Origin of the sequence: Nitrospira sp. KM1 (assembly GCF_011405515.1) — a bacterium.
Taxonomy (GTDB): Bacteria; Nitrospirota; Nitrospiria; order Nitrospirales; family Nitrospiraceae; genus Nitrospira_C.
Window position 1 is genome coordinate 1,222,991 of record NZ_AP022671.1, and the last position, 12,491, is coordinate 1,235,481.

At 57.5% G+C, this 12,491-nt stretch carries 9 protein-coding genes; 5 read left to right on the top strand and 4 right to left on the bottom strand.

The genetic code is table 11. The annotated features are described in order from the left end of the window. Positions 1–24 precede the first annotated feature (24 nt). From W02_RS05605 to W02_RS05615, 3 genes are all read left to right on the top strand, one after another. Complete coding sequence (locus tag W02_RS05605; RefSeq protein WP_173045606.1) at positions 25–1,575, top strand: RHS repeat domain-containing protein; 1,551 nt, start codon at positions 25–27, stop codon at positions 1,573–1,575. A gap of 668 nt (positions 1,576–2,243) precedes the next feature. Continuing rightward, a complete protein-coding gene (locus W02_RS05610) occupies positions 2,244–2,609 on the top strand; it encodes a hypothetical protein (RefSeq protein WP_173045608.1) in 366 nt (121 codons plus the stop codon). Continuing rightward, positions 2,561–3,397, top strand: coding sequence for a transposase (locus W02_RS05615; RefSeq protein ID WP_173045610.1), 837 nt, complete (start codon positions 2,561–2,563; stop codon positions 3,395–3,397). The genes W02_RS05610 and W02_RS05615 overlap by 49 nt, the downstream gene beginning before the upstream one ends. A 313-nt stretch (positions 3,398–3,710) precedes the next feature. Here the strand turns inward: W02_RS05615 and W02_RS05620 are convergent, their stop codons facing one another. Together W02_RS05620 and W02_RS05625 are read right to left on the bottom strand one after the other, a co-directional pair. Further along, positions 3,711–3,908 carry a hypothetical protein gene (locus W02_RS05620; protein ID WP_173045612.1) on the bottom strand — a complete coding sequence of 66 codons (198 nt, stop codon included), beginning with the start codon at positions 3,906–3,908 and terminating at the stop codon, positions 3,711–3,713. Between the two features lie 94 nt (positions 3,909–4,002). After that, positions 4,003–4,518, bottom strand: coding sequence for an archease (locus tag W02_RS05625; RefSeq protein WP_173045614.1), 516 nt, complete (start codon positions 4,516–4,518; stop codon positions 4,003–4,005). 174 nt (positions 4,519–4,692) lie between these two features. Here W02_RS05625 and W02_RS05630 point away from each other — a divergent pair, with 174 nt between their 5' ends. Beyond that, positions 4,693–6,258, top strand: coding sequence for a DUF748 domain-containing protein (locus tag W02_RS05630; protein ID WP_173045616.1), 1,566 nt, complete (start codon positions 4,693–4,695; stop codon positions 6,256–6,258). A gap of 13 nt (positions 6,259–6,271) precedes the next feature. On the opposite strand, the gene W02_RS05635 is transcribed toward W02_RS05630, so the two are convergent. Beyond that, complete coding sequence (locus tag W02_RS05635; RefSeq protein WP_173045618.1) at positions 6,272–7,414, bottom strand: Xaa-Pro peptidase family protein; 1,143 nt, start codon at positions 7,412–7,414, stop codon at positions 6,272–6,274. A gap of 188 nt (positions 7,415–7,602) precedes the next feature. Beyond that, positions 7,603–10,947, bottom strand: coding sequence for a DUF3971 domain-containing protein (locus W02_RS05640; RefSeq protein WP_173045620.1), 3,345 nt, complete (start codon positions 10,945–10,947; stop codon positions 7,603–7,605). Between the two features lie 182 nt (positions 10,948–11,129). Between W02_RS05640 and W02_RS05645 the strand changes: the two genes are divergently transcribed. Beyond that, entirely contained in the window at positions 11,130–12,455 is a 1,326-nt protein-coding gene (locus W02_RS05645) for an MFS transporter (protein ID WP_173045622.1), read from the top strand. Positions 12,456–12,491: the final 36 nt, after the last annotated feature.

Sequence of the window (12,491 nt, forward strand, 5' to 3'; positions counted from 1 at the left end):
CCCGTCCGACTGTCTGGCGAGCATTTGTCTGTCCCGTCCGTTTGGACGAGAGCGGACTATGCGGACAGCTCCTTCACGACATTCACGTACGACGCAGTGGGCCGATTGACCAGAGCGACGGACAGCATCAGCGGCGCCATCGATTTCTTCTATGACAATCTGGATCGGCTTGTTTTGGAACTCTCTCCGCAGGGTGCGGTGGCCTATGAGTACGATGCCATTGGAAGACGAATCACGATGACGGTGGCCGGTCAGGCGCCGGTGATGTATCAGTACGATGCCGCGTCACGGTTGACGCAAGTGGCGCAGGGTTCGTTGAGCATTGGGATTGGCTATGACGCCGCAGGCCGGCGGACCACCCTCACCTACCCCAACGGCACGAGCACCAGTTACACGTATGACAATGCCTCACGGCTCTTGACCATCACGCACAACGGACCAGCCGGTGTAATTGAAAGCCTGACGTACACCTACGATGCCGCGGGCAATCGCACGAGCTTGACCAGAGCGAATGGTGCTGCGTCGGTGCTGCCTGCATCGGTGACTTCAGCCACCTACGACGCGGCGAATCAGCAAACAGCGTTTGCCGGGACCACACACACGTTCGATGCCAACGGGAACCTGACGAACGATGGGACGAACACCTACACCTGGGATGCCAGAAATAGGTTAATCGGGATTAGTGGAGGAGCCACCGCGAACTTTGTCTACGATCCGCTGGGGCGACGGGAGAGCAAAACGATTGGGGGCACGACCACGCAGTTTGTCTATGACGGCAATGACATTGCGCAGGAGATCCAAGGCGGTACGGTAGCAGCGGCCTACCTGCGATCCTTAAATATCGATGAGCCGTTTATCCGGCAAACCGGAGTAGCGCACGAGTATTACCATGCGGATGCGTTGGGCAGCAGTCTTGTACTGAGTAATGCAGCTGGTGGGTCAGTAACGACGTATGCATATGAGCCTTTTGGTAAGACGACGGTGGCGGGGACAAATGCAAATACGCTTCAATTCACCGGGCGAGAAAATGACGGGACAGGTTTGTACTATTATCGTGCCCGCTATTACAGTCCACTGCTTCCTCGCTTCACAAATGAAGACTCTCTTGATCTAAGCGAGATCATCCTTCTGGCCCAAGGAGATCAAACAGAAGTGCCAGATCCAGAGTTTATAGCTCTCTTGCGCTCAACGGTTCTTGCTAATCCATTATTAGGCAACAGATATTCATATGCGCTGAGCAATCCGGTGAATTTCAGTGACCCCACAGGAGAAATTATCCCACAGTTGATTGGATGCACTCTTGGAGCAGGGATCAGTGTTGGCGTCGATGTTTTCTCTGGACGGAAGATCAATCTGCTTGATGCAAGTCTCGGATGTGCGTTAGGTGCCTTTGGAGGGTTCGGTTATGGTAAGGCATTCAAATTTGGTCTGCACGATCCCCACCATTATTTCCCACTATTTGGCAGGAATCTGTCTCACTTCCAGGTGAACTGGTGGCAGAAAGGAGTGAGTGGCAGTGGTAACGCATTTCGCATCCCAATACCTCCATCAATTTATAAGATCTTCAAACCATAGGGCGGCCATGGAATTAAGATTTCATACAGACATGTCAGGAGTACTGGACTTGGTTCATGATCGGTGGTTTGAGCTAGCACAGGTCAAGTTCGACCGGCAAAAAGGAGAGGTAACTGTTCCTCTTGGCGAAAAACGTAAAGGGCCTTTCGCTGACAAAATCCTAAAGATTACTGGCGTGTCAAATATCACCATAATGGACGATGCAAAGATTGGAATATATGATCTTTGCGACCTGATACCCGATTATTCGTCGTCCTCTATTCGAATTACATCTGGCTTTCCCATAGAAATCATCCTTGAGATCAAACAGAAGGGCTCCATACGCGTTCTGACAGCTCACGAATAGATTGTTCTCCTTATGTCGTACCTGCCTGATTCTCATCGCAAGATCCAACAAGTTAACCAAGTCTCTTCACAAAACAAAATATAGAGTCCGACTTTTCCAGGATGGTCAAATGGTTGTTCAGCGAGTCCGCAACGAGGTCCGCGACGCGAAGGATAATGAGCGTCGAGTTTGCGAACGAGCGTGAGTCGTTGAGCGCCCAGTGCCTTCGGTACGAGGAGGTACACACCAAGCTTCGCTTGAACTGCTCGCTTCGATTCGATCAAATGCGAGCGGAGAGGAGAGGTGCTTTGCCTCTAGTTAAGGTGGTAGGTCGAGGGCCTGAATGATGCGAGAACGTAGTTGGAGACCGGTTTCACCATCCGGGTCGTGGGAAAACGCGCAGGCGGGCTATACCATCACCGGCGGGACCGTGACCGCCACGACGGTGGTCGATCCCCGTGGAAATGTCACGACCACCCGCTTCAACAACCGCGGCTATCCCCTGACGACGAGCGACGCAGTGGGGCAAGCCGGCACCACCGTCCGCAACACGGCGAATCAAGCTGCCAGTTCAACCGATGCCTTGGACCGCACGACCCAATGCACGCCTAAGGGGTCAGGTCTTGCAATCATACATTTCCCCTGGTATGGTCTCGCCCCATGGCACGGCCCTTACGCATCGAATACCCTGGGGCGGTCTATCATGTGACCAATCGCGGGAATGCGCGGCACAATATTGTGGCAAACGACCGCGATCGTGCACAATTCCTGACGCTCCTTGCGCATGTCATTGGCCGATTTGGGTGGCTGTGTCACGCATACTGTCTCATGGACAATCACTATCATCTCCTGCTGGAAACGCCACGGCCCAATCTGTCACGCGGCATGCGTCAACTCAACGGCCGCTATACCCAAGCGTACAACCGTCGACACCAACGGGTCGGGCATCTCTTCCAAGGCCGGTTCACGGCGATTCTTGTGGAGAAGGACGCGCATCTCCTGGAGCTGTGTCGGTATGTGGTCCTCAATCCAGTTCGCGCCAAGATGGTGACGCATCCGCGCCTCTGGACCTGGAGTAGTTATCGCGGGACCGCTGGAGAGACGGCTGGCCCGGTATGGCTCACGATGGACTGGGTGTGGGGACAATTTGGCTCGCGCCTGCGGGAGGCACAACTCCATTATCGGCAGTTTGTCGCCGAAGGCCGAGGGGGACCGCGCCCCTGGGACCATGTGCAAGGGCAAATCTATCTGGGCTCCGAAGCGTTCATTGAGCAACATCAACCCAATCGCGTGATTCAGGAGATCCCTCGACGCCAGACACACGCGAAACGGCCACCATTGCATGCCGTGTTTCAGCGCCGAGGCCGAGAGACGCAGTTGATCGCTGTCGCCTATCGGCAGTACGGTTATCGGTTGCATGAGATCGCCACGCATCTTGGCGTGCACTATGCCACGGTGAGTCGGCGACTCAAGCAGGCAGAGCAGGCCCATGTATGATTGCAAGACCTGACCCTATCCGGATGTATGACCCTAATCCGGACCCCTACATCGGACACCTCCTCGGAGAATCCTGTCCCCAGTCAAAGGTGTCTGTCAAATCCGGGCCACCTCAACCTGACCCTAATCCGGATGCCTAATCCGGATGTTCCCGATCTCGTATAGAAAGCGCGCCAGCGAAGAGTTCCATCATCACGACGGCGCTCACGAATTTCACGGTGCCTGGCTGGAAGGCTGGAACACGATGTCTTGGTGGTCGCCGGCGTTCGGCCAATCAATATACAGGTTTGTATCCAGGACGAGGCGACGCATCTCAGCGAAAGATTTTTCGAATCTGCGTGCGCCCCTTGGTACGCTTCAAGGCCTTGTCCAGCTCAGTTTCATCGACGACAAGGGTCAGCGCTCGCTCAATCGCTTCGGCCTCCGTTTTGACACCGAGAACAGATTTCGCGCGATCGAGCTTGCTTTGATCAAGCTGGAAATGCTTGTGCCGCAACATGGTGATGCCCATAACCGTTCCTCCTCTTGTCTTTTCGGGTGTACACGGTGCTAACAATCATGAACATTATCTATCAAGATGGCGGATGAAACGGTGTTAGGCCTCCTTACACATCCAGCACCACCCTCGCCTGCCATCGTTCTGCCTCCTGATTCACTTCATAGAGGTGCTTGGTGACGCCTTTCACATCGTTTCTCAACTCCTGCGCCGCCCGATTCACCGGCGCTCCGATCAACCTGGCGTTCAACGTCCAATGCCCCGCTTCGCTCGTCACGGTCAGCGGCGCATCATGGAAGACCACACCTTCCGCATCCTTCCAATAGACGATGTCCGAGAGCCAGTCGAAGAGCAGCGCTGACAAGTCGGATTCGCTCCGGTGAATCTCGCGCTGCCATACGGCGCCGATCGTACCGGGATCAGCCAGCGTCTCGATCAATGCCCGTGTCGCCCCAGAAAACAACTCCTCGACTGTATTTCCCTGCGCCTCGAAGGCGATATCCGCCACCGCAATGTCGTCGAGGAAACGAAAGGACCACGTCATGGTCTGGTTAAAATGATCCGAGAACGACTGGAACTTCGATGCGCGGACACGATTGTAGCAGGCCGCACACACCGGGCGCATCTGTGAACCCTACGATGGCAACGCGAGCCCGGCATCGGGTCGCAGAAGCCCGGTTCGTATGTTTTACTGTAAATGTGACGCGGATTGTTTTCAGCATGGGGCGTGGCACGTTCATGATTATCAATCGAGCACGCCGAAGACCAACGAGTGAATCTGTCCGAGAGAGGTTTCTCAGTGAAACGAAGATGGTGGCTTCTCCTCGTCCTGACAGCGGGGCTCTTCGTTATTGCAACCATTGCGCTCTTCTATATCGACGAACCGTTGCGCGTTTATGCCGAACGGCAGTTCAACCAGAACGTCGACGGCTACACCCTTTCGATCGGAAGATTGCGATTTCATCCCATCGGACTATCGGTGGACTTCGAAGAGTCCACATTGATTCAGAATGACCACCCCGAACCGCCCGTGGCGACGATTCCCAGGTGGCACGCCAGTATTCACTGGCAAGCGATTTTGAACGGCCGGCTGGTCAGCGATCACTATATCGACCGGCCCGTCCTGCGGATCACGCAAACGCAAGCGGCGAAGGAAGCGAAGGACGACAAGGGCTTGGCCGAGCGTGGGTGGCAGCAAGCCATCCTGTCCGTTTATCCCCTGAAGATCGACGTATTTCAACTCCATGAAGCGGACCTGACCTATGCGGATAATCCCAAGTCGAAGCCGTTGCATCTCAGTCGGTTGAATGTGACGGCGGAAAATATCCGCAACGTGCGTTCCCGGGAGCGAACATACCCCTCCACTGTTCATGTGGACGGAGAAGTATTCGATTCGGGGAACCTGGTCGTCGACGGGTCCGCAGATTTTCTGTCGGAGCCGCACTTCGGCGCCGATGTCGACGTCTCTCTGCAATCAATCCATCTGGACGACGTCGTTCCCCTCACGGGACGGTTCAATGTGCAGCTGCGCAAGGGGACGGTTTCCGGCAAAGGCCATTTGGAATATTCCCCGCACATCAAGCAAGCGCGGGTACTGGATCTCGAACTGGAGGGAGTGCGCGTGGACTATGTTCACGCGAGAAGCACGGCCCGCTCGGAGCTGCACGTTGCGGAGAAGACCGTCGAAACCGCCAAGCGGTTGAACAATCATCCCGAATGGCTGATCCGCTTGGACCGGGCCGTGCTGAGAAACAGCGAGATGGGATTCGTGAATCAAGCCGTGGACCCCGCCTACCGAGTTTTTCTCTCCGAAGTTGACCTGAATCTGGAAAACTTCAGCAACCAATTTTCGGAAGGCACGGCCCATCTCCAACTTACCGGAAAATTCATGGGCACGGGGCAAACCGAGGCCCATGCGACGTTCCGTCCGGAAACCCATTCGCCGGATTTCGAGATTCAGGTCAAGATGGTGAAGACCAAAATGCGGTCGATGAATGATTTATTGAGATCCTACAGCAACTTTGATGTGGCTGATGGGTTCTTCTCCTTCTTTTCGGAATTGAAAGTCAAGGATGGCACGATCGCAGGCTACGTCAAGCCCCTATTCAAGGATGTCAGCGTCTATGATCCGGACCAGGACAAGGACAAGTCCCTTCTCCAGAAGCTCTACGAGGCGGTGGTGGGAGGCACATTGGAGTTGCTTGCCAATCGGGATAGAAAGGAAGTGGCAACTCAAGCCGACGTGTCCGGAAAGATACAGAGACCGGAGACCAGCACGCTTCAGGTGGTCCTGAAGCTCATTCAAAATGCATTCTTCAAAGCGATTCTGCCGGGATTCGAGCAGGAAGCGAAGCGGGCCGGATGACGGAGACGGGCAGCTAGCCGAGTTCGAGCACCTTTGGAAAATCCGTCAAGTTGCGGCACCCGTCGGCGGTAACCAGCACCATATCTTCGATGCGGACCGCCCCCAGTCCCGGATAGTACAGGCCGGGCTCCACGGTCACGACATGCCCCTCCTGCAACAGCGATCCGGTCCGGCTGATGCGCGGAGCTTCGTGAATGTCCAATCCCACGCCATGACCGGTGCCGTGAAAATAGCCTTGCATGCGGCCGTTGACGAGGCCGGTCTTGTATCCGGCTTTTTCGAATCGATCGCAGATGCCGCGATGGATTTTCATGCCATCCGCGCCGTCTTTGATTTTCTCGATCGCTTCCTCCTGCGCGTCCTTGACGATGTGAAACAATTTGACCAGTTCCGGGCTTGGAGTGCCGCGGACGACGGTGCGTGACATATCGGCAAAATAGCGCGTCGTCGCGGAGCGCGGAAACACATCGAAAATGATGCTGCGGTGAGCGGGAAGCGGGCCGCTCCCTTCATTGTGCGGATCGCAGGCCTGCTCACCGCCGGCCACAATCGTATGCTGAGCCACGCAATCGGCTTCCATCAGCTTCACGTTGATGAGTTTCTTGATACGCTCGGACGTCAGGACCCCGCCGTCGAACCACAGATGACCGTCCTTGATGTCGGAGCGGCGCACGACCTCGTGCGCCGCAGCCACGGACTGCTCCGTCGCTCGTTGCGCCGCTTCGATGTGGCGGACCTCTTCACTCGTCTTGATCACGCGTTGCTCATAGAATGGATCGGGCTTGGCATGCAGATGGTAGCCCAGCTCTTGCAACCGGGACGCATGGCTGAATGGAAAATTCGCGGGCAGCAACAAGTGTTTAATCTTTGCCTCTCGCAGGACCACATGAACGATGTCGATGCTCCCGGGCGAGGCGACACCCTGGTCCCTGGCCCGGCGTTCGATCTCCGAATATGAGAGCACCCGATCGACGGAGGACTGGCTCTTGGCCCGGTCCATCTCCAAGTCGTTCATGACGAGTATCCGTTCGCCCTTGATTTCGAGATAGATGAAAGGATCGGGAGCGATGAACTTGGTGGCGTAATAGAGATTCGAATCCTGCTCGCTGGCGGCGATGAATACGGTGGCTTTATGGGATTGCGGCGATCGCGACATGGTACGGCGTCTGTGTTCCTTCTCCAGCGGAATCTAGCATGGGGCCGGGGGTCGGTCAAGAATCCGGGCCGGTCCAAGAATCGGTCGATTCTTCAAGAACTCCATCGTGCCGGGAAAGGCGCGCGGCAATGAAATCCGATGTCGGGCAAAGCGAAACGAGCGCCCGCTCGGAGCCGTACCGGACCCGGTTACGGAGCGGGGATGGCGTCTTTGGAGACGCCCTTGTTGTCATCCGGCGTGACGAGATCGATCGGCAGCATCACCGTGTTCTTGAGCAGATCGACGGCAAGCTGCCCCAGTCCCGTCAACCCCGTCGCAAATGATTTCATCGGCAAATACGTCACGTCGGGATCTTCGACGGCTCCCTTCACGGAAAACATGGCAGTCGCAAAACCTGAACGCTCGCCGGCAAAGAGCCGTCCGAAAAGCGGAATCGTCTTGAGAAACTGCGAATACGACCCGAACGGACTGACCGCCCAGATCATCTCGAGCTGGTCCGTCGGCAAATCATAATTGCCCGCGGCGGTGATTTTGACGATCGGACTGTCGATGATCAGATTCTCGGTTTCGACCAGGCCGTTGCGCATATTCAATGTCGAGGTGATCTTGTTGTAGGGCAGTCCTTCTTTTTCCAGATCGACTTTACCCTGCAGAACGGCCGGCAGGTTCAGGAGACTGATGATCTTCCATGTCGCACGTTGCTTGGATTTGAAGATATGACCGTGTTCCAGCAGAAGGTCCGCCCGGCCATTGAGTGAGGGAAGGACTCCGTGCGGATTGCGGCCGTGCCCGCGCGCGGTGGCATTGATCCGCAATTCACCGGTGATTCCGCTTCCCGCCTTGGAACCGAGCAGCTTCAGCATGTCTTCCACCGGAATGCCGGTCGCCCGCACTGAAATTTCCGCTTCAGCCGGCTCCAGGCGAGGCAGTTGGACGACAACCCGGCCCGCGACGTCTCCATTGGTCGATTGCCCGGCAATCCGATCGACGTCCAGCACACCGTCTTGAATGGTGATGCGGGCCGACAATCCTCCAAATTTGAGATGCTTATAGTGACCGCGGCTGATGGCGGCCGTGGCCCCGACTTTGCTCGTCGCAGCCAAAAATTCGAGGAATTCGCGAATGGGGGACCGCTCCCCTTTGGGGATGAGCAAATCGAGATCCATTTGATTGGATTCGATCTTCGCCGTGATGGCAGGCTTGGTCGCCCAGTTCCGGATCATCGCCTCGAGCGCCACGTCGCTGTCGAGAATCCGAAACGAGAGCCGTTTGAGTTCGGCCGCATCCCGCGCGAGCTGCAGACGGACATACAGATCCTGGATCGGCCCATCCGCTCCTTTTGCGTTCATCAGCCCGTGGCTGAGCGCCAGCCATCCGGCCGTCTTCCATGTCCGCCAATCCCGATCGCGGCCTTTGATATCGAGCGATAGTTCGACATTTCCGGCTTCGAATCCCCCCTTGACCACCCACTCGGGCACGCTGGAGAGTGAGATCGTACCGGTCGCCAGGGCCGCGTCGATGGAGAATCGTTCTCCCACCTGAATCTTGCCTTTGATGGGCAACCGAAGCGGGGGCATGTCGAACTGGACCCGCGTGAACGTGACAGCGGATTTCGACGTCACGTCCCCCTCGAACTCAATTGCGGCCGGAGCCCCGGTCGGCTTTTCCAGAATTCCCGTCCACAGAACCCGCGATTCCTTGAGCGCCACTTCGCCTCTGAAATGCGGAGCGGACGTCCGGCCTGACAGGTCGACCCCGACGATCGCCTTGCCTTCCAGCATCCCCTTGGGAACGGTCTGTGCGGGCAAGAGTTGAACCATATGCGCCACATCGCCGTTCACTCGCACAGACAAGTCCCGAAACGCACTGACTTCTCCGCCCGTCATCCCGCCCTGCACTTGCACGGCCAAGTCTCCGAGATAGCCGATCACCTGATCGAACTGCGTTTCCCCCTCCGACAGCACGAACCGGCCCTGCAGTTCGGTCAACCGTTCAGGCAACAATTTGTTATTCAGGCTCACGTGCTGCGCGGTAATTTCTCCTCCGGCAAACGTAATTCCGCCTTCCTGATTCAACGGGCCGACCATCCGAAAGGTCGGCCGTGCCATTCCCTGCACATCCGTCGACGATCCCAACACCTGCGAAAGTTGAGCCGATTTCACGGTGGTTGAAAGAAATTGCAACAGGTCCGATGCCGTCATCGTGCCTGCGATTTCCATTTCGAGCCAGGGACCGGCTTCCAGGAAGGACACCAAGGCCCTGCTCTCGTTCATCTGAATCGTCCCATACAGCCCGCTCAAATTATTCACTCGAATGCGCCCGGCTTCCACCTGCACGACCGCGGCAAGATTCTTGGCCTGCGTGTGGCTGTCACCGATCAAGGCCTGCCCGTCCTTGACGCGAAACTCCCCGGTCACCGACAGCTGCGGACCTTCGGCATAAGAGCCCGTGACCGTCGCCGACACGACTTCCACCTTGCCGTCGATCTTCCGATCCTTCATGACGCCGGGCAGCTGCGGATGAAACCACTGCGGCGGAACCTTCTCCAGAAGCTCGCTCAGCTGCACGGACGAGGATGCAAACGTAACCGCAAACGTCGGTTGTGCAGTCAGCAAGCCGGACAGATTCGCGCCGCCCGTGACCGCCAGCGGGCCAAGGCGCCCGGTAAGCTCCGACAGCACGACGTCGTATCCGGCGACCCCGGGGATGATTCGAATGCCGCTTCGGACGTTGATCACGCCGGTCACGAGTTCCGGAACCGGCCTCGGGCCGAAGAAATCCGCGACGTCACGCAGGCCCAGGCCGGACGCTTCGACATTCCCGTCGAATTGCAACAGGAGGGACGGCTTGGTCGGATCCGCCTCGGCCAGCCGCTGCTGATCGGCCCGCCGCAGGACGCCGGCCAGCGACATGGACGACGGCCCCTGCTCACCCGAATGATTCGCGGCGACGTGCACGTCGGCCAGCGCTCGCTCGGCATGAATGACGAATGACGCCTCCACGGATTCAAGCTTGGTGGCCCGCACGCCGTCCGGCCTGGCCTCATCGATCACATGGACGGTGCCGTGGACCAATGTCGCTTCCTTGATTCTGAAAATTCTGGTCAGAAACTGAAGGGCCTCTGCGTCGTTGCTCGGAACCGGATTGGGACGGTCCAGGACGTTCCAATGGCCGTGACGATCGCGCCTGAGCGTCAGCGTCGGTTCCTCGATCAGCAGTCGTTTTCCCACGACCTGTTTACGGAGCAGCGGAAGCAGCCGCAGAACCATTTCCAATTTCTTCGCGGACAGCAAAATCTGGTCGGAATTCTTTTCGTGAATGGCGACCTGTGTCAGCTCGAGGCGGATTTTGGGAAACAGCACCAGCTTGATCCGATGCACATCGATCTTGCGACCGACACTCTGCTCGAGCTGTTTAAGGAAAAAACTCTTGAGGTAGTCGTCGCCGGTTAACGAAGGGGATAAGACAAGAAACGCGCCGCCGCCGATGAGGACGAGGACGATAAGAAACACCACCACACGGGTTAAGGACACTCCATTTCTCCACGGCCATCAGATGCAGGCAAGTGTGATCATCTTACCGGATCAAATGGCCGAAATCTACAAGCCCGCGTCCCCACAGGGTTTTTTGGTTTCTTTCTCATGGGATTCTTAATGAGGATGGGATTTCAACCCGGTATAATCCGCCACGCTCATCCGATGTCCGAAGCACTGACGTGACGGCGCAACCTTCTACCGTGAGTTCCGTTCGCTGGCTGATCCTGGGGCTGCTATTCCTCACCAGCGTGGTCACATACATCGACCGCGTGAACATCTCCGTCACCGCCAGGCAGATGATGCCTGCATTCGGGTTGACCGACCAGCAGATGGGCTGGGTCTTTTCGGCCTTTGTCGCCGGGTACGCATTGTTTCAGCTTCCCGGAGGCTGGCTGGCCGACCGGTATGGGCCGCGAAAAATCCTGACCGGCGCGCTCCTCTGGTGGTCGTTCTGTTCCGCCTTCACAGCCATTGCCGCGGTTTCTCCGCTGGCAGAGTGGGTGGGGCTCCTGGGGGCCCTTGTCGCCGCGCGCTTTGCGCTCGGCGTCGGAGAGGCAGTGGCCCTCCCCTGTTTCAATCGCACCGTGGCGAATTGGATGCCGGCAGACGCGCGGGGGATCGGCATCGGCATCGCGATAGGAGGGATCGGCCTTGGATCGGCCGTCACGCCCCCGGTCGCCGCCTGGGTCATGGTGAACTGGAGATGGCAAACCGTTTTCTATCTCTCCGCTCTGATCGGCCTGCTCATGGCTGCTCTCTGGTGGTCGCTGGCGCGCGATAGTCCCCATCTCCATCCCTGGGTGAAGAACGAAGCGGCGGCGCGTCCACGCACCGTCCGAGTTCCGTCCACGGCGCATTGGAAAATACTCTTGGGCAACAGGACTGTCTGGTGGCTGGTCCTCAGCTATACCTGCCTCGGCTATGTCGCCTACCTGTATCTGTCGTGGTTTTATCTTTACCTCGTGAACGTCCGGGGTTTTGGAGTTCTGCAGGGAGGGATGTTCGCGTCGGCTCCCTTTCTCGCCATCTTGGTCGGGTGTCCGGCAGGTGGATGGGCGACGGACCGGTTGGCCGAGAAATATGGAATCACGATCGGCCGCGCGATCGCCGGAGCCTCAGGCATGGCGTCGGCAGGCTTGGCTATCACCTTGGGAGCCTACGCCGACTCGCCATTTCTGGCGATCGGCAGCCTGTCGGTGGGAGCCGGCTGCTTATATTTTTCCGTCGGCGCCTATTGGGCCTCGACGACGGACCTTTCCAAGGACCATGCAGGGACGTTGTCGGGACTCATGAACACCGGTGCCAATCTCGGAGGCGTCATCTCGCCGACCGTGACGCCATGGATAGCAGGGACATGGGGATGGCCTGCATCACTGGCGACTGCCGGCGCGGTCGCCCTCCTGGGCGCCGCATTGTGGAGCCGGATCAAGCCGGGAGATCCGCTTTTCGCCAGAGATGGCGTGGCCGACACCTCGAACAAACCGCAGCCATCCATCCGAGAATAGATCCTCGGAACCGGCCGGCCCTCTTGCCGCCGGAGC